At 69.0% G+C, this 22,462-nt stretch carries 24 protein-coding genes, 1 tRNA gene, 1 pseudogene and 1 riboswitch; of the genes and pseudogenes, 11 read left to right on the top strand and 15 right to left on the bottom strand.

Features of this window, described 5'->3' with window-relative positions:
* The first annotated feature begins 51 nt into the window (after positions 1-51).
* Positions 52-1,308: a GDSL-type esterase/lipase family protein gene (locus OG210_RS20305; protein WP_371538069.1), complete on the top strand. Its 1,257-nt coding sequence runs from the start codon at positions 52-54 to the stop codon at positions 1,306-1,308.
* A 51-nt stretch (positions 1,309-1,359) separates the two neighbouring features.
* Here OG210_RS20305 and OG210_RS20300 read toward each other — a convergent pair.
* The 3 genes and pseudogenes from OG210_RS20300 to OG210_RS20290 all read right to left on the bottom strand — a co-directional run.
* Positions 1,360-1,614 (bottom strand): annotated as a pseudogene (locus tag OG210_RS20300) (multidrug efflux SMR transporter); the annotation flags it as partial.
* A gap of 29 nt (positions 1,615-1,643) precedes the next feature.
* Positions 1,644-1,711, bottom strand: a riboswitch (guanidine-III (ykkC-III) riboswitch).
* A gap of 55 nt (positions 1,712-1,766) precedes the next feature.
* A complete protein-coding gene (locus OG210_RS20295; protein ID WP_328326963.1) occupies positions 1,767-2,102 on the bottom strand; it encodes a co-chaperone GroES in 336 nt (111 codons plus the stop codon).
* A gap of 85 nt (positions 2,103-2,187) precedes the next feature.
* Entirely contained in the window at positions 2,188-2,517 is a 330-nt protein-coding gene (locus OG210_RS20290) for a DUF3618 domain-containing protein (RefSeq protein ID WP_328326965.1), read from the bottom strand.
* 138 nt (positions 2,518-2,655) lie between these two features.
* Here OG210_RS20290 and bcp point away from each other — a divergent pair, with 138 nt between their 5' ends.
* The 5 genes from bcp (at position 2,656) to OG210_RS20265 (ending at position 6,341) form a co-directional block, all read left to right on the top strand.
* Positions 2,656-3,123, top strand: a complete 468-nt coding sequence (gene bcp / locus OG210_RS20285; RefSeq protein ID WP_328326967.1) for a thioredoxin-dependent thiol peroxidase — start codon at positions 2,656-2,658, stop codon at positions 3,121-3,123.
* 175 nt (positions 3,124-3,298) lie between these two features.
* Positions 3,299-4,795, top strand: a complete 1,497-nt coding sequence (gene proP, locus OG210_RS20280; protein ID WP_328326969.1) for a glycine betaine/L-proline transporter ProP — start codon at positions 3,299-3,301, stop codon at positions 4,793-4,795.
* Positions 4,796-4,948: 153 nt separating this feature from the next.
* Positions 4,949-5,575 carry an HNH endonuclease gene (locus OG210_RS20275; RefSeq protein ID WP_328326971.1) on the top strand — a complete coding sequence of 209 codons (627 nt, stop codon included), beginning with the start codon at positions 4,949-4,951 and terminating at the stop codon, positions 5,573-5,575.
* Between the two features lie 232 nt (positions 5,576-5,807).
* Entirely contained in the window at positions 5,808-6,254 is a 447-nt protein-coding gene (locus OG210_RS20270) for an HNH endonuclease (protein ID WP_328326973.1), read from the top strand.
* Positions 6,255-6,268: 14 nt separating this feature from the next.
* A tRNA-Leu gene (locus tag OG210_RS20265) sits at positions 6,269-6,341 on the top strand.
* 48 nt (positions 6,342-6,389) lie between these two features.
* On the opposite strand, the gene rdgB is transcribed toward OG210_RS20265, so the two are convergent.
* The 3 genes from rdgB to OG210_RS20250 form a co-directional block, all read right to left on the bottom strand.
* Complete coding sequence (gene rdgB / locus OG210_RS20260; protein WP_328326975.1) at positions 6,390-6,992, bottom strand: RdgB/HAM1 family non-canonical purine NTP pyrophosphatase; 603 nt, start codon at positions 6,990-6,992, stop codon at positions 6,390-6,392.
* A gap of 112 nt (positions 6,993-7,104) precedes the next feature.
* Positions 7,105-7,830: a ribonuclease PH gene (gene rph / locus OG210_RS20255; protein ID WP_266856610.1), complete on the bottom strand. Its 726-nt coding sequence runs from the start codon at positions 7,828-7,830 to the stop codon at positions 7,105-7,107.
* Positions 7,831-7,971: 141 nt separating this feature from the next.
* Positions 7,972-8,292, bottom strand: coding sequence for a PTS glucose/sucrose transporter subunit IIB (locus tag OG210_RS20250; protein ID WP_328326978.1), 321 nt, complete (start codon positions 8,290-8,292; stop codon positions 7,972-7,974).
* Between the two features lie 141 nt (positions 8,293-8,433).
* On the opposite strand from OG210_RS20250, the gene OG210_RS20245 reads away from it, so the two are divergent.
* A complete protein-coding gene (locus OG210_RS20245; RefSeq protein WP_328326980.1) occupies positions 8,434-9,696 on the top strand; it encodes a PTS transporter subunit EIIC in 1,263 nt (420 codons plus the stop codon).
* A gap of 89 nt (positions 9,697-9,785) precedes the next feature.
* Here OG210_RS20245 and OG210_RS20240 read toward each other — a convergent pair whose 3' ends face one another.
* On the bottom strand, positions 9,786-10,538 hold the full coding sequence (locus OG210_RS20240; protein ID WP_328326982.1) for an MBL fold metallo-hydrolase: 753 nt from the start codon (positions 10,536-10,538) through the stop codon (positions 9,786-9,788).
* A 211-nt stretch (positions 10,539-10,749) separates the two neighbouring features.
* Between OG210_RS20240 and OG210_RS20235 the strand changes: the two genes are divergently transcribed.
* Positions 10,750-11,247, top strand: a complete 498-nt coding sequence (locus tag OG210_RS20235) for a type II toxin-antitoxin system PemK/MazF family toxin (RefSeq protein ID WP_328326984.1) — start codon at positions 10,750-10,752, stop codon at positions 11,245-11,247.
* Between the two features lie 139 nt (positions 11,248-11,386).
* Here the strand turns inward: OG210_RS20235 and OG210_RS20230 are convergent, their stop codons facing one another.
* The 6 genes from OG210_RS20230 to clpS all read right to left on the bottom strand — a co-directional run bounded on the left by OG210_RS20230 (position 11,387) and on the right by clpS (position 16,413).
* Entirely contained in the window at positions 11,387-12,337 is a 951-nt protein-coding gene (locus OG210_RS20230; protein WP_328326986.1) for a cysteine synthase, read from the bottom strand.
* An 8-nt stretch (positions 12,338-12,345) separates the two neighbouring features.
* Positions 12,346-12,624, bottom strand: coding sequence for a MoaD/ThiS family protein (locus tag OG210_RS20225; RefSeq protein WP_328326988.1), 279 nt, complete (start codon positions 12,622-12,624; stop codon positions 12,346-12,348).
* Between the two features lie 356 nt (positions 12,625-12,980).
* Positions 12,981-13,397: a M67 family metallopeptidase gene (locus OG210_RS20220; protein ID WP_328326992.1), complete on the bottom strand. Its 417-nt coding sequence runs from the start codon at positions 13,395-13,397 to the stop codon at positions 12,981-12,983.
* A 146-nt stretch (positions 13,398-13,543) separates the two neighbouring features.
* On the bottom strand, positions 13,544-14,980 hold the full coding sequence (locus OG210_RS20215) for an amino acid permease (protein ID WP_328326994.1): 1,437 nt from the start codon (positions 14,978-14,980) through the stop codon (positions 13,544-13,546).
* A gap of 495 nt (positions 14,981-15,475) precedes the next feature.
* Positions 15,476-16,108, bottom strand: coding sequence for a DUF2017 domain-containing protein (locus tag OG210_RS20210; RefSeq protein ID WP_371538059.1), 633 nt, complete (start codon positions 16,106-16,108; stop codon positions 15,476-15,478).
* Positions 16,108-16,413: an ATP-dependent Clp protease adapter ClpS gene (gene clpS, locus OG210_RS20205; RefSeq protein ID WP_328326998.1), complete on the bottom strand. Its 306-nt coding sequence runs from the start codon at positions 16,411-16,413 to the stop codon at positions 16,108-16,110. Before clpS ends, OG210_RS20210 begins: the two co-directional genes overlap by 1 nt.
* Positions 16,414-16,635: 222 nt before the next feature.
* Between clpS and OG210_RS20200 the strand changes: the two genes are divergently transcribed.
* Together OG210_RS20200 and OG210_RS20195 are read left to right on the top strand one after the other, a co-directional pair.
* Complete coding sequence (locus OG210_RS20200) at positions 16,636-17,964, top strand: nicotinate phosphoribosyltransferase (protein ID WP_328327000.1); 1,329 nt, start codon at positions 16,636-16,638, stop codon at positions 17,962-17,964.
* A gap of 195 nt (positions 17,965-18,159) precedes the next feature.
* Entirely contained in the window at positions 18,160-18,744 is a 585-nt protein-coding gene (locus OG210_RS20195) for an isochorismatase family protein (RefSeq protein WP_328327002.1), read from the top strand.
* 103 nt (positions 18,745-18,847) lie between these two features.
* Here the strand turns inward: OG210_RS20195 and OG210_RS20190 are convergent, their stop codons facing one another.
* Together OG210_RS20190 and OG210_RS20185 are read right to left on the bottom strand one after the other, a co-directional pair.
* Positions 18,848-19,153 (bottom strand): hypothetical protein, encoded by a 306-nt coding sequence (locus OG210_RS20190; RefSeq protein ID WP_328327004.1) that lies wholly within the window; start codon positions 19,151-19,153, stop codon positions 18,848-18,850.
* Between the two features lie 123 nt (positions 19,154-19,276).
* Positions 19,277-21,646, bottom strand: coding sequence for an immune inhibitor A domain-containing protein (locus OG210_RS20185; RefSeq protein WP_371540389.1), 2,370 nt, complete (start codon positions 21,644-21,646; stop codon positions 19,277-19,279).
* Positions 21,647-22,084: 438 nt separating this feature from the next.
* Between OG210_RS20185 and OG210_RS20180 the strand changes: the two genes are divergently transcribed.
* Positions 22,085-22,414 carry a hypothetical protein gene (locus OG210_RS20180; protein WP_328327007.1) on the top strand — a complete coding sequence of 110 codons (330 nt, stop codon included), beginning with the start codon at positions 22,085-22,087 and terminating at the stop codon, positions 22,412-22,414.
* The last annotated feature ends 48 nt before the right edge of the window (positions 22,415-22,462 follow it).

Genomic DNA, 22,462 nt, shown 5'->3' with positions numbered 1-22,462 from the left:
GGCAGCTGAAAAGAGTGTGCGGATCAGTAATCCGGTTGACAGGCTGAGACCATGAACTCCCCGCACCGCGACCCGCACCACGCCCCCCACAACTCCCCGCGCAACGCTCCGTACAGCACTCCGTACAGCACTCCGTACAGCGACACCGCCCCGATCAGCACGCCGATCACCGCGGACCTGATACGAGGCGCCCTCGACCTGGAACGTACCGAGCACGGCCTCCTGCCGCACCGGCTGCCCTCCCGGGCCCGTGCCCAGTACTCCGACGGGCAGCTGGCCATGGCGGAGGCCCAGCCGTCCGGCGTGCGGCTGGTCCTCCGTACCCGGGCCGGCACCGTCGAACTGGACACGCTCCGCACCAAGATGGCTTACCAGGGAGCCCCGCCCCGCCCCGACGGGCTGTACGACCTGCTCGTGGACGGCCACTTGACCGACCGGGCCAGCGTGACGGGCGGCAACGTACGGCTGGTGGACCTGGCCACCGGTGCCGCGGAGACCCACCCGGGACCGGTCGGCACCGTACGGTTCACCGGTCTGCCCGCCGGGCTCAAGGACATCGAGATCTGGCTGCCGTACAACGAGGTCACCGAACTGGTCGCGCTGCGCACCGACGCGCCCGTCGAGCCCGTACCGGACAGCGGCCGCAAGGTCTGGCTGCACCACGGCAGTTCGATCAGCCACGGCTCCAACGCCGAGAGTTCCACCACGACTTGGCCGGCGCTGGCCGCCTCGCTCGGCGACGCGGAGCTCATCAACATCGGGCTGGGCGGCAGCGCCCTGCTCGACCCGTTCACGGCCCGCGCCCTGCGGGACACCCCGGCGGACCTCATCAGCGTCAAGATCGGCATCAACATCGTCAACACCGACCTGATGCGGCTGCGCGCCTTCACCCCGGGTGTGCACGGCTTCCTCGACACGATCCGCGAGGGGCACCCCACCACACCGCTGCTGGTCGTCTCGCCGATCCACTGCCCCATCCACGAGGACACCCCGGGGCCCTGCGCCCCCGACTTCAGCAGGGGGACGCTGGAGTTCCGGGCCACCGGCGACCCGGCGGAGCGCGCCGCGGGCAAGCTGACGCTCAGCATCATCCGTGCGGAGCTCTCCCGCATCGTGGAGCAGCGGGCGGCCGACGACCCCCATCTGCACTACCTCGACGGCAACGAGCTGTACGGCGAGGCGGACTTCGCCGAACTGCCGCTGCCCGACCAGCTCCACCCGGACGCCGCGACCCACCGTCGCATCGGCGAACGCTTCGCCGAGCTGGCCTTCGGCACGGACGGACCGTTCACGGCCCGCCGCACCTGAGCCACTGGGCGCCGGCCCAGCGGAGCCGGAACCGGCTCCGGCACCGGAACCGGCGGCGGTGGCCGGCTCCCCCAGGACGACCATGCCGAGCACCGCCGCACCGGCCGCGCCGATGCCCACCCAGACGCCGTACGCCGTACCGATGGGCAGGGTCTTGGCCGCCTGCGACAGCAGCAGCATGGACACAACGATGCCCGCGCCGGTGAAGAGGCTGGGCCACAGCCTCGTGAAACCTTCGGTGTACTTCATCCCGATCGACCAGGCCACTTCGAGCAGACCGGCGACGACGAGCAGAATCCAGGCCATGACGGCACCTCCGCGAGACGGATCAGCAGGGTGCGTCGTCTTTACAGTCGATCTGCCCGGTACGGCGCGTCTCGTCGGGGTCCGTCCCACGATAGCAAAACCGTGCGGGACACCACGGCGGCACTTTGCCGACAGGACCTGGAGATCAGGACCTAGAGATACAGCCCGGTGGAGTCGTCGGACACGCGCTCCGAAGCCACCGCGTGCAGATCGCGCTCCCGCATCAGGATGTACGCCACACCCCGGACCTCCACCTCGGCCCGGTCCTCCGGGTCGTACAGCACCCGGTCCCCCGGCACCACGGTCCGTACGTTCTGCCCGACCGCCACCACCTCGGCCCAGGCCAGCCGCTTGCCGACAGCGGCGGTGGCCGGGATCAGGATGCCGCCGCCGGAACGCCGCTCGCCCTCCGGGCTGTCGGACTTGACCAGCACGCGGTCGTGCAGCATCCGGATGGGCAGCTTGTCGTCGTGGGTGTTCTCGCTCACAGGCTCGAACCTACCTGGCCCGGGGCGCGGTGTTCACCGAAGGGTCCGCATCGCGGGCCACCGGCCGGCCACCGGGCCGGACGGGTCAGCAGCTCCGCCGCCGCTTCGCCGATACGCAGAGACCCACCACGCCCACCGTGAGGAGCGCCACCGGGATCACGCGCTCCAGCCGTGGTGCGCCGTCCTCCGTCACGAACTGCGCCCGCACGCCGTTCGCCGCCCGGTTCAGCGCGACGAACGCGCGCCCCGCGGTCTGGTCGACGGCCGATGTGACCTTGGCCCTGGCATCTCCGACGATCGTGCTGGGGTGCAGCCGCACACCGATCTCGTCCAGCGTGTCCGCGAGATCCGCGCGCCGGGTCTCGATGTCCGCCTCGATCTGCGCCGGGGTCCTGGCATCCGTGGCATCCGACACTGCGCTGCCTCCGTGGTCGTGTCCGGTAGTCGTTGCTCGACAGTCTGTCAGCTCCAGCGGGAACGCACCCCGCGGCACCCCTATTACGCTCTGCCCCATCCGTACCTCACGGTCACCGACCCCTCCGAGGAGAGCCTGATGAGCGAGCGACTGCAGCCCGGCGACACCGCCCCCGACTTCACCCTGCCCGACGCGGACGGCAACGAGATCTCACTCGCCGCGCACCGGGGCCGCAAGGTCATCGTGTACTTCTACCCGGCGGCGCTCACCCCTGGATGCACCAAGCAGGCCTGCGACTTCACGGACAATCTGGAATTCCTGGCCGGTGCCGGATACGACGTCATCGGGGTCTCACCGGACAAGCCGGAGAAGCTCGCGAAATTCCGTGAGCAGGAATCCCTCAAGGTCACGCTGGTCGGCGACCCGTCCAAGGAGACCCTTGCCGCGTACGGCGCGTTCGGCGAGAAGAAGCTCTACGGCAAAACGGTGACCGGGGTCATCAGGTCGACGCTCGTCGTCGACGAGAACGGGAAGATCGAACACGCTTTCTACAACGTCAAGGCCACCGGCCACGTAGCCAAAATCATCAAGGATCTCGCCCTCTGAGACGCCCCCGGCCGGCCCGCCGAGCCGACGGGCCGACAAGTTGCCGAAGTGGCCGGTATCCACGGAAAATACGTGACCAAGGTCCCATTTCTACGGAGCCCTGGTTTGCGATCGCCATCGCTGTGCAGAAGAGCCTCCTGCGTGTTTTTGTATGCCCACAGAGAGGACGACAACCATGGCGGACACCGGCCACCAGCCCGCCGCCGACCCCGAGGCGGTCAAACGCCACCGCGACCTCTTCCGCGTCATCGACCGCCGGAGGAACCCGCGGCTGCGCCGCACCGACATCACGGTGACGGACGAGGCGGCGATCAAGCGCGCGGTGAAGGCGGCCAGCCTGGGTAATGCCATGGAGTGGTTCGACTTCGGCATCTACAGCTACCTCGCGGCTACGATCGGCCGGGTCTTCTTCCCCGGGGGAAGCAGCACGGTCCAGCTGCTCGCGTCGTTCGCCACCTTCGCGGTCGCGTTCCTGATCCGGCCGGTCGGCGGGATGGTCTTCGGACCGATGGGCGACAAGATCGGCCGCAAGAAGGTCCTCGCCATGACCATGATCATGATGGCGATCGGAACCTTTGCGATCGGGGTGCTTCCCTCGTACGCGGCGGTCGGCTTCTGGTCACCGGTCCTGCTGATCTTCTTCCGCCTGGTGCAGGGCTTCTCCACCGGCGGCGAGTACGGCGGCGCATCGACCTTCATCGCGGAGTACGCCCCGGACAAGCGCCGGGGGTACTTCGGCAGCTTCCTGGAGTTCGGCACGCTGGCCGGATATGTGGGCGCGGCCGGCCTGGTCACCCTGATGACCACGCTCGTCGGCTCCGGCGGGATGGACAGCTGGGGCTGGCGCATCCCGTTCCTGGTCGCGGGCCCCCTGGGCATGGTCGGTCTCTATCTGCGGCTCAGGCTGGACGAGACACCCGCCTTCCAGCGGCTGACCGGCGAGAACGTGGGCGCCGGGGAGGCGGCCGACGTCGTCGAGACCACCGCCAAGGGCGACCTCAAGGCGATCTTCCGGGACCACTGGCGCGCTCTCGTCCTCTGCATCTGCCTGGTCGGCGCGTACAACATCACGGACTACATGCTGCTGTCGTACATGCCGACCTACCTCTCGGACGAGCTCGGCTACGGCGACACTCACGGCCTGCTGATCCTGCTGGGCGTCATGGTCGTCCTGATGCTGGTCATCAACCAGGTGGGCAGGCTGAACGACCGCTTCGGCCGCAAACCGCTCCTGATGGCGGGGATGCTCGGCTTCCTGGTGCTGTCGCTCCCGGCCTTCCTGCTGATCCGCCAGGGTTCCGTCCCGGCCATCGTCATCGGCATGGCGATGCTGGGCCTCTCGCTGGTGTGCATGCTGGGCACGATGTCGGCGGCGCTCCCGGCGCTGTTCCCGACGCAGGTCAGGTACGGGTCGCTGTCGGTGGGCTACAACCTCTCGACGTCCCTGTTCGGCGGGACGACCCCGTTCGTGATCACCGCACTGATCAGCGTGGCGGGCACGAACCTGATGCCGGCGTACTACGCGATGGGGGCCGCGCTGGTGGGCGTGATCGCGGTGCTCTGCATGAAGGAAACCGCCCAGCAGCCCCTGGAGGGCTCGCCGCCCTCGGTGGAGACGAAGGAGGAGGCGGCGGAGATGGTCGAGTCCCAGGCCCCGGAACCCCGCTTCTGACCCACCCCCGGGAGCCGCACCCCGACTCCCCCGACGGCCCGTACCGGCCCCCAGCCGGTACGGGCCGTTCCGCTTCCCGTACGTGACGGGCGGGTGAGCGGTTCGTTACTCCGTACGAGGTCACGAACGTGTGACCGGGAACGGAGAAGGATCATGCCGGCGAGGTACACCCGCGAGCTGCTGGAGGAAGCAGCTCGCGAGACCGACAACTGGGACGACGCGGTGCGCTGGTGCGGGGGCACCGCGACGCCGGGCAGCAGACGATATCTGCGCAGGAAGATGACAGAGGCCGGGGTGGACGCGTCCCACTTCCCGGACCGATGGGTGCGCCACACCGAGGAGAAGCTGCGCGCGGCGGTCGCCGCCTCCACAAGCATCCGGGAGGCCCTCTGCCGTCTGGGCATCAACCCGGTCAGCGGGAACCACACCCACATCGGCCGCCGGATCAGAGCAGCCGGGATCGACATCTCGCACTTCACGACGCCGAGCACCAAAGGGACCAGGCACAGAGGGGGCCCGGTCCTGACACTCCGCTCCCCCGACCACGGCAGGGTTCCCGGCGAACGCCTGCGCCGCGAAATGCTGCGGATGGGCATACCGGAACAGTGCGTCATCTGCGGCACAGGACCGGAGTGGAACAACAAGCCCCTCCGCCTGGAGGTCGACCACGTCAACGGCGAATGGTGGGACAACAGACCCGCCAACCTGCGGCTCGTATGCCCCAACTGCCATGCGGTCACGGATACTTACCGGGGCCGCAAGCGGGGAGCAGCGGCATGAGCGCACAGAGGTACCCCCGGGAACTACTGACCAGGACCGCGGCCGACTCGGCCGGCCTCGTGGACCTGATGCGCCGGCTGGACGCGCCCATGGACGCCCGCACCCTGCGATACCTGCGCCTCAGACTGGAGCACTACGGCATCGACACTGCGCACTTCGTCGCGGAGCGACTCCCGGCGCGCGACAGACGCAGCTACTCACGGGAGTTACTCGAAGTGAGCCACTGGCCACAGTGGTTGCCCGCTCGGTCAGTCTGGCCGGCGTCCTCAGAGCGCTCGGGCTGGAGAACTCGGGTGCAGCGAGGGCCCGCGTCAACAACAGCCTTGAGACATACGGGATATCCACCCAGCACTTCACCGGCCAGGCGCACGCGCGCGGCAGCGTCTCGCCGCACCGGCGATCGGCCGATGAGATCCTGCTCCGGCAGGCCCCTGGCTCACCCCGGACCAAGACCGTGAAGCTGCGGCGCGCGCTGGATGATCTGACCGTGCCACACGTCTGCGCCGAGTGCGGCGTCGGTGACCTCTGGCAGGGCAGACGGCTGGTGCTGGAGATCGACCACGTCAACGGCGACCGGCTGGACAATCGCCGCGAGAACCTCAGGTACCTGTGTCCGTCCTGCCACAGCCAGACGGGCACGTTCGCCAACCGTTCCCCATCACTCCGCGGAACGAAGTAAAGTTCTTCTGGTCTGCGCCCGTACGCCACCCGGTGAGCGACGATCTTTAGGTGGTCGTGTATATCGGTTCGAATCCGATCGGGCGCACCGGACAGAAAGGCGTGGCCTCCACCCGTGGAGGCCACGCCTGTTCCGTCAGCCCAGCAGCTCTCGCACCACCGGTACCAGCGCCCGGAACGCCTGCCCCCGGTGGCTGATCGCGTTCTTCTCCTGCGCCGTGAGTTCCGCGCAGGTGCGGGTGGAACCCGACGGCTGGAGGATCGGGTCGTAGCCGAAGCCGCCGCTGCCGGCCGGGGCCGTGCGGAGGGTGCCCAGGAGGCGGCCCTCGACCACTCGTTCCGTGCCGTCGGGGAGGGCCAGGGCCGCCGCGCAGGCGAAGTGGGCGCCCCGGTGCGGGTCGTCGATGTCCGAGAGCTGGGCCAGCAGCAGGCGGAGGTTGGCCTCGTCGTCGCCGTGGGCGCCTGCCCAGCGGGCCGAGAAGATGCCGGGGGCGCCGTTCATCACGTCCACGCAGAGGCCCGAGTCGTCGGCCACGGCGGGCAGGCCGGTGGCCTGTGCCATGGCGTGGGCCTTCAGCAGGGCGTTCTCGGCGAAGGTGACGCCCGTTTCCTTGACGTCCGGGACTTCGGGGTACGCGTCCGTGCCGACCAGTTCGTGGGGCAGGCCCGCGTCGGCGAGGATCGCTTCGAGTTCGGTGATTTTCCCGGCGTTGCGGGTGGCGAGGATCAGACGGGTCATGCGTCCAGTATCAGGGGGCGGACGGGGCGGCCTCCCGCGCGCCCCGTCCGTCCCCGTCCGTCCCCGTCCGTCCCTTCATGACGCCGGAGGCGCGTATCCGGGGGGGGCTCCGTTACTTGCCGAGTGCCTCGGTCTGGAGCGCGGTGAGGTCGGCGCAGCCGCCGGTGGCGAGGTCGAGCAGGGCGTTGAGCTCCTTGCGGTCGAAGGGCTCGGCCTCGGCCGTCCCCTGGACCTCGACGAAACGGCCGTCGCCGGTGCAGACGACGTTCATGTCGGTCTCGGCGCGCACGTCCTCCTCGTAACGGAGGTCGAGGAGCGGTGTTCCGTCGACGATGCCGACGCTGATCGCGGAGACCGTGTCGGTGAGGGGCTTGCGGCCGGACCTGATGAGCTTCTTGGACTGGGCCCAGGTGACCGCGTCGGCCAGGGCGACGTACGCGCCGGTGATCGCGGCGGTGCGGGTGCCGCCGTCGGCCTGGAGGACGTCGCAGTCGAGCACGATCGTGTTCTCGCCGAGCGCCTTGTAGTCGATGACCGCGCGCAGCGAGCGGCCGATGAGGCGGGAGATCTCGTGCGTACGGCCGCCGATCTTGCCGCGGACGGACTCCCGGTCGCCGCGGGTGTTGGTGGAGCGCGGAAGCATCGAGTACTCGGCGGTGACCCAGCCCTCTCCGCTGCCCTTGCGCCAGCGCGGTACGCCTTCGGTGAAGGAGGCGGTGCAGAAGACTTTGGTGTCGCCGAAGGAGATGAGGACGGAGCCCTCGGCGTGTTTGCTCCAGGCGCGCTCAATGGTGACCGGGCGGAGTTCTTCGGGGGTGCGGCCGTCGATACGAGACATGGGGCCGAGCCTATCGGCCGCGGTGGGGAGGGATGCCCGGGACCGGGGGCGGGGCGGGGGCCCGCCACCGGCCGGGGCGTCGGTGGCTCATCCGTTCACATGGCGCCGGCGCCGTTCGGAGAGCGCCGGTGCCTCATCCGTTCACATCATGTCCTCGATGTCCGCCGCGATGGGGTCGGCGTCGGTGCCGACGACGACCTGGACCGCGGTGCCCATCTTGACGACGCCATGGGCGCCCGCGGCCTTGAGTGCGGCGTCGTCCACGAGTGCGGGGTCCTTCACCTCGGTGCGCAGCCGGGTGATGCAGCCTTCGATCTCTTCGATGTTGTCGAGGCCGCCGAGCCCCGCGACGATCTTCTCAGCCTTAGTGGCCATGTCTGACTCCTGAGTGTTCTTGGCGCAGTGTTCCTGGCGGCCCGGCTCTCCGGTCCGTTTCGTCAAGGTAACGCACGATTGGCCCACTTATACGGGCGTGCAACCGTGCCGACTCGGAAGATGGCGATCACTGGTGCAGCGCCCGGGGCACAGCATCTGATCGCGCCGTAGGTGGTCCGCAGCCATGTACGGAGACCACCAGCAGGGCCGACGCCAGGAGGACGCCGAATGAGCACCAGCAGTGCGGCCGTGCCACAGACACCTCCGGCGAAGAAGTGGTGGAACGGCCTCTTCCAGGGGCTGCAGAAGGTCGGCCGCAGTCTGCAGTTGCCCGTCGCGGTGCTGCCCGCGGCCGGCCTGCTGGTCAGTCTCGGCAACCTCTTCACCGCGTATCTGCACGGCGCCTTCTGGGACAAGACCGCCAAGGTCTTCCTGGCGGGCGGCAACGCGATCCTTGACGGGGCGTTCGGTCTGCCGCTGCTCTTCTGTATCGGTGTCGCGATCGGCTTCGCGAAGAAGTCGGACGGCTCGACGGCGCTGGCCGCGGTCGCCGGCTTCCTCGTCTACCACGGTGTCCTGAGCGCGTTCCCGATCGGCGGGTCGGTGACGAAGGCGCTGCCGGCCGGGACGCCACAGAATCCGGGCGTGCTCGGCGGCATCCTCATCGGGCTGCTGACCGCGATCGTCTGGCAGCGGTTCCACCGCACCCGGCTGGTCGACTGGCTGGGCTTCTTCAACGGCCGCCGGCTCGTGCCGATCCTGATGGCCTTCATCTGTGCCGCGCTCGGTGTGGTCTTCGGTCTGCTCTGGCAGCCGGTCGGGGATGCGCTGACCTGGTTCGCGAAGCATCTGATCGATCTGGGCGCCTGGGGTTCGGCGATCTTCGGTGTGGCCAACCGGCTGCTGATTCCGATCGGTATGCACCAGTTCCTGAACACGTTCTTCTGGTTCCAGGCGGGCAGTTACACGAAGCCCGATGGCACCGGGGTGCAGGGCGACCTGACGCGCTTCTTCGCGGGCGATCCGTCCGCCGGGCAGTTCATGTCGGGCTTCTTCCCGATCATGATGTTCGGTCTGCCCGCGGCGGCCCTGGCCATCGCGCACTGCGCGCGCCCGGAGCGGCGCAAGCAGGTCATGGGCCTGATGATCTCGGTCGCGCTGACGTCGTTCGTGACCGGGGTGACCGAGCCGCTGGAATTCTCGTTCATGTTCGCCGCGCCGCTGCTGTACGGGCTGCACGCGCTGCTGACCGGTGCGTCGATGGGAATCACCTGGGCCCTGGGGGTCCATGCGGGGTTCAGCTTCTCGGCCGGTCTGATCGACTACGTCATCAACTGGCACCTCGATACGAAACCCTGGCTGATCATCCCGATCGGCCTGTGCTTCGCGGTGGTGTACTACGTGGTCTTCCGGTTCGTGATCACCAGGTTCAACGTGATGACGCCGGGGCGCGAGCCGCAGGAGGACGTCGAGGACGTCACCAAGGCCTGACCGGCGCATGACGCCCGCGGGCCCCGGAACCGCACAGCGGACTCCGGGGCCCGCCGCCCGTTCCCGGCCCGCTCCGGACGCGCCGCGGGTCAGATCTCGTACACCGCACCGGGCTTGGCCAGCTCCACCGGCCCGTCGTACACCGCCCGCGCGTCCGCCAGATTGCGTTTGGCGTCCGTCCACGGCGGGATGTGGGTCAGCACCATGCGGCCCACCCCGGCGCGCGCCGCGTGTGCGCCGGCCTCGCGGCCGTTGAGGTGGAGGTCGGCGACGTCCTCCTTGCCGTGCGTGAAGGACGCCTCGCAGAGGAACAGGTCGGCGCCCACGGCCAGTTCGTGCAGCGGGTCGCAGACGCCCGTGTCCCCCGAGTACGTGAGCGAGCTGCCGCCGTGCTCGATCCGGATGGCGTAGGCCTCGACCGGGTGGCAGACCTTCTCGGTGCGCACCGAGAACGGGCCGATGTCGAACGAGGCGGACTTCAGGGTGCGGAAGTCGAAGACCTCGCTCATCGAGGAGGAGGACGGGGTGTCCGCGTACGCCGTGGTCAGGCGTTCCGCCGCGCCCTCGGGTGCGTACACGGGGATCGCGGGGCAGCGCCCGCCGTCGTGCCGGTAGTAGCGCGCGACGAAGTACGCGCACATGTCGATGCAGTGGTCGGAGTGGAGATGGCTGAGGAAGATGGCGTCGAGGTCGTAGAGGCCGCAGTAGTGCTGCAGCTCGCCGAGGGCGCCATTGCCCATGTCGAGGAGCAGCCGGAAGCCGTCGGCCTCTACGAGGTAGCTCGAACAGGCCGATTCCGCGGATGGGAACGACCCCGAGCAGCCGACGACGGTGAGCTTCATGGAGTGGGAACCTCCGTGGACGGGCCGGGCCCCGCACGCCCGGCAGGACGCCGAAGCGGTCCGTCGAGCCTAAGGCGCGGGAGCGGTGGCCGCTCCTCCACAGGACGCCGTTGTGGGGGAACTCACCTGCGCTGTCACCGGTTCGGGTGGGCGGCGGGCCTGCTGCGGCGGTGCGCGGGGGGCTCGGGGCCGCACCGGTACGGTCCTGGGTATGGATACGACGTGGTTGCTGGCGCTGATAGCTGTGGTGGTCGTTGCCCTGGTCGCCTCGGTCGTCGACGGGCGGGCGCGCGGCGGGCGTCGGCAGCGGGGGCGGCAGCGGCCGCCGGGGCGGGCCGGGGGCCGGGAGCAGCGGGCACCGGCGGGACGGCCGTCGAAGCGGGCCGGGCGGCCGGGGCGGGTGCCGCGGGCGGGCGAGATCTGGTGGGCGCTGGTGCCGTACGAGGACGGGCCCGGCGGCAAGGACCGGCCGTGTCTGGTGCTCTCGGTACGGGGTGACGCGGCCCTGGTCGCCAAGATCACCAGTAAGCACCACGAGGAGCGGCCCGGGGTGATCGCGCTGCCGGCGGGGGCTGTGGGCGACGCGCAGCACCGGCGGAGCTTTCTGGAGACGGACGAGTTGCGGGATGTCCGGGTGCGGGAGTTCCGCCGGTGGGCGGGCGATGTGGACCCGGCGGTGTGGAACCGGGTGCGGCATCTGGCGGGGTAGGCACGGCGGCGGGGTGCGACAGCGGGCGGCGGCCGGACTTCGATCGGGTGTGCCGGCGGGCGGCGGCCCGGACCTGGGTGGGGTGTGACAACGGGCGGCGGCCCGGACCTGGGTGGGGTCCGGCCGCCGCCCTGCCGGCTCAGGCCCAGAGCTGGCCCTGGAGCGTTTCGATGGCTGCTTCCGTCGTGGGGGCCGTGTAGACGCCGGTCGACAGGTACTTCCAGCCGCCGTCCGCCACGACGAAGACGATGTCCGCCGGGGTGCCCGCCTTGACGGCCTTCTTTCCGACGCCGATCGCCGCGTGGAGGGCCGCGCCGGTCGAGACGCCCGCGAAGATGCCTTCCTGCTGGAGCAGTTCACGGGTGCGGGTGACCGCGTCCGCGCTGCCCACCGAGAAGCGGGTGGTGAGCACCGATGCGTCGTACAGCTCCGGGACGAAGCCCTCGTCCAGGTTCCGCAGCCCGTAGACCAGGTCGTCGTAGCGCGGCTCGGCGGCCACGATGTTGATGTCCGGGACGTTCTCGCGCAGATAGCGGCCGACGCCCATGAGGGTGCCGGTAGTGCCGAGACCTGCCACGAAGTGGGTGATGGACGGCAGGTCGGTGAGGATCTCCGGGCCGGTGGTCGCGTAGTGCGCGCCCGCGTTGTCCGGGTTTCCGTACTGGTAGAGCATCACCCAGTCGGGGTGCTCGGCTGCGAGCTCCTTGGCGACGCGTACGGCCGTGTTGGACCCGCCGGCCGCCGGTGAGGAGATGATCTCCGCGCCCCACATGGTGAGCAGGTCGCGGCGTTCCTGCGAGGTGTTCTCCGGCATGACGCAGACGATGCGGTAGCCCTTGAGCCTGGCCGCCATGGCGAGCGAGATGCCGGTGTTGCCGGACGTGGGCTCCAGGATGGTGCAGCCGGGGGTCAACCGGCCGTCCTTCTCGGCCTGTTCGACCATGTGGAGCGCGGGGCGGTCCTTGACCGATCCGGTCGGGTTGCGGTCCTCCAGCTTGGCCCAGATCCGGACGTCGTCCGACGGGGACAGGCGCGGGAGCCGTACGAGCGGGGTGTTGCCCACCGCCGCGAGCGGGGAGTCGTATCGCATCAGGGGGCTCAGACCATGCCGCCGGCCACGGCCGGGAGGATCGTGACGCTGTCGCCGTCGGACAGCTTGGTGGAGATGCCGTCGAGGAAACGGACGTCCTCGTCGTTGAGGTAGACGTTGACGAAGCGGCGGAGCTGCTCGCCGTCGACGATGCGCTCGCGGATGCCGTTGTGCCGGGTTTCGAGGTCGGCGAGCAGGTCGGCGAGGGTGTCACCGCTGCCTTCGACGGCCTTGGCGCCGTCGGTGTAGGTGCGGAGGATGGTCGGGATGCGGACCTCGATGGCCATGGCTGGGCTCCTGTCGGATGGTGAGGCGGAGGGCGCGGCAGCGCGCGTGGTGCCGGTAATGCCGGTGGTGCCTGTGGTGCTTACGCGGGGCCGCGGCTCAGACGGCAGCGCGGCGCGGACAGATTGCGCTGTCGAGGCGGCACAGATCGACGTGCAGCCGGGCGGCTCCACATCCAAAGGCTCCCAGCAAGAGCGTGGACGCGGAGCGCAGCGTGACGGGCGTCGCGCCCGGCGTCTTTTCGCTCACGTCATGGGAAACCATGGGCTCATCGTATCGATTCCCGCCCCCCGATCCGAGGTGCGGTCTCGGTATGCGGGATCAATGTGTCCGGCTGTCGGACAGGAGGGTGGGCCGACTACGGAACGACGGTCACTTCCTCCTCGGTGACCACACCGTCGGCGATGCGGTACGAGCGGAACTGGAAGGGTCCCGCCCCGTCCGTGTCGGCGGTGGAGACGAGGACGTAGTGCGCGCCGGGCTCGTTCGCATAGGTGATGTCCGTACGGGACGGGTACGCCTCGGTCGCGGTGTGCGAGTGGTAGACGATCACCGGTTCCTCGTCGCGGTCGTCCAGGTCGCGGTAGAGCTTCAGCAGGTCCGCCGAGTCGAACTCGTAGAACGTGGGCGAGCGGGCGGCGTTGAGCATCGGGATGAACCGCTCGGGGCGGCCGGAGCCCTCCGGGCCCGCGACCATGCCGCACGCCTCGTCGGGGTGGTCGGCGCGGGCGTGCGCCACGATCTGGTCGTACAGGTCCTGGGTAAGGGTCAGCATGCCGTTCAGGATAAGCAGAGGGGCCGGCCCGTACCGGAGTGCGGTACGGGCCGGCCCACATGCTGAGAACTCGGCGGAAAATACGCCGGGAACGCGCCCGGTTCAGCGCCCGATCTGCTCTTGATCAAGCACCGGACGGTGCCCGATCAGCTCTTGATCCGCTTGGCGAAGGCCGCGCCATCCGGGTTGCGGGCCCTCAGCACCAGGTACGTGACGCCGAGGAGCGCGGCCCAGAAGGGGGCCGCGTACAGCGAGACGCGGGTGTCCTTGTCGATGCCCATCATCACGATGACCAGGGCTATGAAGGCGAGCGAGAACCAGCTGGTCCAGGGGGCGCCGGGGGCCCGGAAGCTGGACTCCGGGAGTTCGCCGCGGTCCGACTTGGCGCGGTAGCGGATCTGGCAGATGAGGATCACGATCCAGGCCCACATGCCGGAGATGGTGGCGAAGGAGACGACGTAGTTGAACGCCTGGCCCGGCCACTGGTAGTTGATCCAGACGCCGACGAGCATCAGCGCGGCCGAGACGCTGGTACCCAGGAGCGGGGTGCCGCTCTTCGTCAGGGACGTGAACGCCTTCGGGCCCTGGCCGTTGAGTGCCAGGTCGCGCAGCATCCGGCCGGTGGAGTACATGCCGGAGTTGCAGGAGGAAAGGGCCGCGGTCAGCACGACGAAGTTGACGATGCCCGCGCCCACGCCCAGGCCCATCTTCTGGAAGGCGGCGACGAAGGGGCTGATGCCCGGGTGGAAATCGGTCCACGGGACGACCGAGAGGATCATGATCAGCGCGCCGACGTAGAAGACCGCGATGCGCCAGGGCACGGTGTTGATCGCCTTGGGCAGGACCTTCCTGGGGTTCTTGGACTCCCCAGCGGTGACGCCGACCAGCTCGACGGCGAGGAAGGCGAACATCACGATCTGCAGGGTCATCAGGGTGCCGGTGATCCCCTTGGGGAAGAAGCCGCCCTGGTCCCAGAGGTGGGTGACGCTCGCGGTGTCGCCGGCGTCGGAGAAGCCGATGGTGAGGATCCCGGCGCAGATCAGGATCATGCCGATGATCGCGGTGACCTTCACCATCGAGAACCAGAACTCCAGCTCACCGAAGAGCTTCACGGAGATCAGGTTCACGCCGTAGAGGATGATCGTGAAGACCAGTGCGGACAACCACTGCGGGATGTTCCACCAGTAGGTCATATAGGTGGCGGCGGCGGTGACTTCGGTGATCCCGGTGACGACCCAGAAGAGCCAGTACGTCCAGCCGGTGACATAGCCCGCGAAGGGGCCGATGAACTCTCGCGCGTACTCCGAGAAGGAACCGGAGACCGGGCGGTACATGAGCAGCTCGCCCAGGGCCCGCATAATGAAGAAGATGACCAGGCCTGCGATGGCGTAGGCGAGTATGAGGCTCGGCCCGGCCTTCGAGATGGCCTTGCCCGCGCCGAGGAAGAGACCGGTGCCGATGGCGCCGCCGATCGCGATCATCTGGATCTGGCGGGCTCCGAGGCCACGCTTGTATCCCTCGCCCGATCCGGCGTCCTCGGCCTCACTGCCGTCGTGTTCCTGGTCGACCTGCACTGAGGTCATGGTGTTACGCCTTTCTCCATGCCGATCCGGCCTGACGAGGCTCGGATCGACTGTGACGATCCTGGAGGGCAGAACCCGCGGATGGTGGAGTGCTGTCGGCGGTCGGCCTGACTGGCGGCCCCGGGGACGGGGGTGGTGTCCCCGGGCGGTCGTGAAGATTTATCACGGCGGCATCAGAGATCATCCCGGCGAAATGTGACTCACGCCACTGGGAGAACCGGACGAAACGCACCAGGCGGAGCAAAAAAGGCCGCCATGGTGACGTCATCGTTATCCGGATTTGAGCGTCCTTTGAGCGGACGGTGATCCGGTCGAGCCCGAGGTGGGCCCTTAGGGGTCCTTGCACTATGAGCGTCCGATGAGGTCGCGTGGTCTGGTGCCGTGCATCGCAAGGCGCCGGGGAGTCCTCGTAGCGGAGCTACTAGGACTTTTCGGCAACGCCGCGAGGTGCGGTGCCAGACCACGCGACCCGGACGGGCATAGTGCAAGGCCCCCTTACGGCATCAGGGTCTCGACGAGGGTCTCCTGGAGCGCGCCGAGCCAGAGATAGGCCATCACCATCGGCTTGCGGGGGTCATCGTCCGGGAGCCGGTACAGCCCGCCGTTCTCGGTCTCATCCTCATCGGAGACGTCGAGGCGGGTACCGATGGTCAGCCGGAGATCGTTGAGCGCACCGAGCCAGTGGCGGGAGTCGTCGGCCGAGAGGGTGAGCTGCACGGTGCCCCCAGGGAGGGCGGCGCGCTTGCGGCGGCCCTTGCGGTGGGCACTGTCGGCGCCCGCCTCGCCTGCCGCATCCGCCTCGTCGAGGGTCCGTACGAGCGCCAGCGCGTCCTCGCGCTTGCGGGCGCGCAGGTCGTTCTCGGTGAAGCGGCGGAACTCCGACGAGAAGTCGGGCTCCTCGTCGCCGTACGCGTCGGGGAAGAGGCGGGCCAGCGCCGGGTCGTCCGGCGGCTTGCTCGGCCCCTCCGCGAACAGCGAGGCCAGCGGGTCCTCGCCGTCGACCGGCTCCTCACCCGGGCCGACCAGCTCCAGGAGCTGTACGGCGAGCGAGCGCAGGATGGACATCTCGACCTCGTCGAGCGCGACGGCGGCGCCGCCGCCCGGTACCGCCTCGAACTGTCCGGCCATCAGTTGCGGTCCTGGGTGAGAGTGGCCCACAGGCCGTAGCCATGCATCGCCTGCACGTCGCGTTCCATTTCCTCGCGGCTGCCGCTGGAGACCACGGCCCGCCCCTTCTGGTGCACATCGAGCATCAGCTTGTGCGCCTTCGCCTTCGAGTAGCCGAAGTAGCTCTGGAAGACATAGGCCACATAGCTCATCAGGTTGACCGGGTCGTTGTGGACGAGCGTCACCCAGGGCACGTCGGGCTCGGGGACCGCGAAGGTCTCCTCGGCCGACTCGGGACGCTCGATCTCTACGGGGGCGACACTCACGGTCCCATGCTGCCACCCGCGGAGTGGCGGCGCACACACCGGCCCATAGATCTCGTCACTCTGACGAAATAGGGGGTAGCATCATTCGCACGCCCCATCGAGCGGGGGACAGCCCCGGGAGACCCGGCCGGCGGAGCCGGACCGGGTCGAGCGGGGGACAGCCCCGGGAGACCCGGCCGGCGGAGCCGGACCGGCCCGGACGAAAGTGCGAGGTTGACCGTTGTGAACGTTGCGGACCTTGGCCTGCCGGTACATGTGCCGTCGACAGCGCTCTTCACGGACCAGTACGAGCTCACGATGCTCCAGGCCGCCCTGAAGGCGGGCACCGCCGACCGCAGGTCGGTCTTCGAGGTCTTCACCCGGCGGCTGCCCGAGGGGCGCCGGTACGGCGTCGTGGCGGGCACCGGGCGCGTCCTGGACGCGGTCGAGAACTTCCGCTTCGACGAGGACCAGCTCCGCTTCCTGCGCGAGCAGAAGATCGTCGACGGGCCCACCGCCGAATGGCTCGCCTCCTACCGCTTCAGCGGCGACATCTGGGGCTATCCGGAGGGCGAGGTGTACTTCCCGGGCTCGCCCCTCCTGCGGGTCGAGGGCTCCTTCGCGGAGTGCGTGCTCCTGGAGACCGTGATCCTCTCGATCCTCAACCACGACTCGGCCATCGCCGCGGCGGCCTCCCGGATGAACGCGGCGGCCGGCGGCCGGCCGCTGATCGAGATGGGCGCCCGGCGCACCCACGAGCTGGCGGCCGTCGCGTCGGCCCGCGCCGCCTACGTCGGCGGTTTCTCCACCACGTCGGACCTGGCGGCCGGATTCCGGTACGGCATCCCCACGGTCGGCACCAGCGCCCACGCCTTCACCCTGCTCCACGACGACGAGCGGCAGGCGTTCACCGCCCAGGTCGCCTCGCTGGGCGGTGACACCACGCTGCTGGTCGACACCTACGACGTGGCCGACGCGGTCCGTACCGCCGTCGAGGTGGCCGGGCCCGGTCTCGGCGCGGTGCGCATCGACTCCGGGGACCTGCTGCTCGTCGCGCACAAGGTCCGCCAGCAGCTGGACGCGATGGGCGCCACCGAGACGAAGATCGTGGTCACGTCCGACCTGGACGAGTACGCCATCGCCTCGCTGGCCGCGGCGCCCGTCGACGCGTACGGGGTCGGCACCCAGCTCGTCACCGGCAGCGGGCACCCCACCTGCTCCATGGTCTACAAGCTGGTGGCCCGTGCCACGTCCGCCGACCCGCAGGCCCCGCTCCAGCCGGTGGCGAAGAAGTCACTGGGCGCCAAGACGTCGCGCGGCGGCCGCAAGTGGGCGGCGCGCAGGACCGACGCCGACGGGATCGCCGCGGCCGAGGTGATCGGCACCGGCCAGGTTCCGCCGGAGCTGAAGGACCGGGAGCTCCTGGTGAAGCTGATCGAGGGCGGCGAGATCGTCGAGCGTGAATCGCTGGACACGGTGCGCGAGCGCCATCTGGCCGTCCGGGCGACCCTGCCCATGTCGGCCTTTCAGCTCTCCCGGGGCGAGCCGGTCATCCCCACCGAGTACATCTGAGCAGTCCGGCCGGTACGGTCCGTCCCGTATGCGGAGACCCGCCCCGTACGCACGGACCCGTCCCGTACGCACAGACCCGTCCCGTACGCATGAACCACAGGTGAGCGGGAATGGAACGGCTGCCGGGGCACCCTCCCGCACCGGCGCACGCCGTCCTTCCGCCACCCCTTCTCCCCCCAGGACAAGGATTCCGCCATGCACCGCGCCCTGATCGTCGTCGATGTGCAGAACGACTTCTGCGAAGGCGGAAGCCTCGCCGTCGAGGGGGGCGCCGATGTCGCCGCCGCCGTCACCGATCTGATCGGCCAGTCCACGGCCTGCTACCGGCATGTGGTGGCCACCCGTGACCACCATGTGAACCCGGGCAACCACTTCTCCCGGAACCCGGACTACGTCCGCTCCTGGCCGCCGCACTGCGTCGCCGGTACGGAGGGCGTGGGGTTCCACCCGAACTTCGCACCCGCCGTGGCGTCCGGTGCGATCAGCGCCGTCTTCGACAAGGGTGCCTACGCGGCGGCGTACAGCGGTTTCGAGGGCCTCGACGAGAACGGCGTACCGCTGGCCGACTGGCTGCGGGGCCGCGAGGTCGAGGAGGTCGACGTGGTCGGTATCGCCACGGACCACTGCGTCCGGGCGACGGCGCTCGACGCGGTGCGGGCCGGGTTCGGGACGCATGTGCTGCTGGACCTGACGGCCGGGGTGGCCGAGGCGACGACGGACCGGGCGCTGGAGGAGATGCGGGCCGCCGGCGTGGAGCTGACCGGCAAGCCGGTCGTGTAGGACCTTCCCGGGGCGGCCCGGGCGGCCCGGGCGGCCTGAGCACCGGCTCCCGCCGCTCCCTCACCCGCCCCTCCCCGGCACCGGCCCGGATGCCTCGGATACCTCAGACGCCTTCGCCCAGCAGCGCTCTGATCGGATGCCAGAGCTCCGCCTCCTCCTGTGGCGCCGCGCGCCACAGCAGCCCGTCCGGATGGTGCAGGACGGCCGTGATCTCGTCCGGCGTCGGTGGCTGCGTGTTACCGCGCAGATACACCGCCCGCATCCCCAGATTGCGCACCCGGGTCAGGGCGCGCGCTCGGTTCACGGCGTGGACGAGGATCCGGACATGGGTCATCCGGTCCGGGCTCGGCAGGGTGAGTGCGACCACCACGCTGCCGTTCGGAAGTCTGCTGAATCCGCCACCAGGCATACCGTTCATCTCCCCCGTGAGACGTTGTGTCAATAAGGACTGTGCAAGAGGCACCTAAACACGATCGGCCGCCGCCCGCTAGAGGGCGACGGCCGATCATGCTCTGACCTGCGGAAATGCGACTCAGTGGTGCGAGGCGCCGACCTGAACCGTGATCGTCGAGCCGTCCAGCGGCTGATGGACGATCGAGATCCGGGTGTTGGTGTCAGTTACCTTGACGCTTCCGGTCTCATTGTCCTTGTACCAGTACGTACCCTGGTGATCATCGAAAACCGGCCGGCCGAGCTGCGGCAGGACCCGCGTGGCGACATCCGCGCTGTGCAGCGTGAACCCGGCCGTCGGGTACCGGCTGAACGGCGCGTCGAAAGGCTGGATCTTGTTCCGCATGACCGTGCCGTCCGCCCACTTCAGCGGCTTGGCGTGCGAGTCGACCGGCAGGATCAGGCCCTGGCCCGGGTGGGCGCTGACGTTGTTGTCCGGCTGCGAGGTGTCCCACTGCCAGATCATCAGGCCGCGCTGGTACGGGTAGTACTCCACCCAGTCCGGACGGGTCTTCGAGAAGCCGAAGTTGTACGGACCCGTCTTCAACGTCCGGTCGTACGACACGTACTGGCGGTTCTCCGCGATGTAGTACTGCGGGTAGTCCTTGGTGAAGGACTCACCGATGCGCGAGAAGCCCTTCGCGGTCCAGCCCGCATCGTCCGCCTCGGCGTTGTCCGTGAAGAGCGGGGCACCGTCGGCGTTCACCGAGATCGTGTCGGCCGCGAAGCCCTTGCCCGAGACACCGCCGTCGGACGAGTAGCGGAAGCGCAGACCGATCTTCTTGCCCGCGTAGGCGTCCAGCGGGTACGACAGGGTCTTGTACGCGGTGGACGAGCCGGTCAGCGCGGGCTTGTCGCCGCCGTCGCGCGGGATCTGCGCACCGTCGGCCTTGCCGTCGATGGCGGTCCAGTTGGCGCCGCCGTCCGTCGAGACCTCGGCGTAGAGGAAGTCGTAGTCCTTCTCGATGTCCCACCAGCCCGAAAGGTCCAGCGAGGCCTTGGACTTGCCGGTCAGGTCGACCGAACGGGTCAGGGTGTTGGAGAGGTCGTCACCCATCCCGCTCCACCACTGCTTGCTGCCCTCGGCCGGTTTGGTGATCGTCGTGGTGACAGGCTTGTCCGGCAGTGAGACGACCAGCGCCTGCTTGTTCTTGGTGTTGTACTCCGAGACGCCGAGCTTGTGGGCCGACTTCTTCGCGGCCTTGGCCGTGTCGTAGTCGAGCCAGCCCAGTTGGAGCTTGTCCCACGCGGACATGTCCCCGGGCTTGTTGCCGATGGCGTTGTCACCGGTGCTCAGCCAGGAGCCCGCCGACATCAGCGACCAGAACCCCACACCGTTCTCAGCGGTGTTGGTGGTGTCGTACTCGTCCGGCAGCCCCAGGTCGTGGGCGTACTCGTGGGCGAAGACACCGAGGCCGCCGTTCTCGGGCTGCATGGTGTAGTCGCCGACCCAGATGCCGGTGTCGCCGATCGGCGTGCCGCCGGACTTGTTGTCGGCCGGGCCCGTCTTGCCGGTGTCCGTGCCGTACACGTAGGAGCGGTGCGCCCAGAGCGCGTCGGCGCCCTCGGCACCGCCGCCGGCGGACTCGTCCTCGCCGGCGTGCACGATCTGGAAGTGGTCGATGTAGCCGTCGGGCTCGTTGAAGTTGCCGTCGCCGTCGTAGTCGTAGCGGTCCCACTGGTCGTAACTGGCCAGGGTCGCCTTGATCTCGGCGTCGGTCTTGCCGGCCGCCTTCTGGGCATTGGCCCACGCGGTGACGCCGTCACGGACCAGGTCACCGGCGTTGGCGCAGATGCTGGAGCCGCAGTAGTTGGAGCCGTAACGGGCCTCGTTGTACGGGACGGTGACCCAGTCGGCGACCTCGCCGTCGACGGAGTAGCGGCCGGACGAGGTCTTCTCGTAGTACGACTTGAGCGAGTCCTTGCCCTTGCCGGTACCGAAGTAGAGGTCCTGGAAGTGCTGGCGGTTGTAGTCCGCCTGCCAGGCGGTGCTGTTGTCCTTCTTGCGGTCCGGCTGGGCGATCTTGTTGTGCGCCGGGCCGGGCGTGCCGCCGTACTTCTTCACCGGCGGCTTCGGCCCGTCGGGGCCGTCCGGGTCGTACATGGTGGTGTTGTCGACCGTGTCGCCGAACTGCACCAGGATCGTGAATATCTTGTCGGTCTTCTCGCGGCCGAGCTCGACGTACTTCTTGTCGTCGAGGCGCACCACCTTGGAACCGCCGTGCGACTGCACCTTCTTGTGGCCGGATATGACCTGTTGCAGCGCCGACTGACGTTCCTTGTTCTGCTGCTTGCTGAACGGGCCGTCCAGATTGTGCTTCTGGCCCTTGAGCTGCGTCGCCGGGTCACGGCGATCGATCTTCTTCGAAGTCGCGCTGCCCGCAGGGGCCTTGGTGTCGGCCTGGGCGGTGGCGTACGCCGAAGCGGTGGCGGTGGTCGCGGCGATGGCCACGAGCACTGCGGCCACCCGGGTCGTTGCCCGTCTCTTGATATCCACTTGGTGCTGTCCTCCCCGAACGCGTCGCAAGTGACGACATTCGACCGGAGGTGCAAGAGAAAAGACAGATCTTGACTTGAACATAGCAACTGCATTATGTAGAGCGTCGTTTCCGATATCCGGACGGCTCACAGCAGCCGCACAGCCGAGTCCGATGCTCTGCGGGGAACCTCACGGAGGGTCAACAGGCGCGTCGGTCCGGCCGGAGGGTTGCGTGCGTGACTCCGTGCGCCCCCCGTGCACCGGCACTGCGGGTTAGGCGACGCTTACTAATGGTTCCGCTCGGGCATCCGTCGGATTAGAGTCGCGCTCGACGTACGTGCCGCTCGACGTATGTACCGACATGCTCCGCCGAGTCGACCACCCACCGCTGTCCCTAGGACGGATATCGCCATGCCGCGTCCGACTGCCGCACAGCTCTCGTATGGTTCGGCCACCGTCGTCTTCTCGACCCTCGCGATGCTGCTGCTCTCGCGCACCTCATCGGGCGTCGGAGTCGGGGTCATCGTCGTGGCGGCGCTGGTCCTCGGTCTCCTGGTCGCGGTGACCGTGCCCATGCCGAAATCGGCCCGCCAGGCCGCACTGGCCGGAGGCGAGGAATCCGGTGCGCGCCGCACCGCCGCCGCCGACGCCACAGCCACACCATCGGACCTGCGGGTATCCGCTCAGCCCAGCCGGGCCACCGCTGCCGAACGGGTCGGCGGCCACTCACTGCGCGGCTGAACCACCGCAGGCGTACGGAGCTGCGGTGGTACGGAGCTGCGGTCGTAC

This window comes from Streptomyces sp. NBC_00466 (genome assembly GCF_041433995.1).
Classification (GTDB): Bacteria; Actinomycetota; Actinomycetes; order Streptomycetales; family Streptomycetaceae; genus Streptomyces.
Note: the sequence above shows the minus strand (reverse complement) of the source record. Positions and strands in the feature narration are given on the sequence as shown.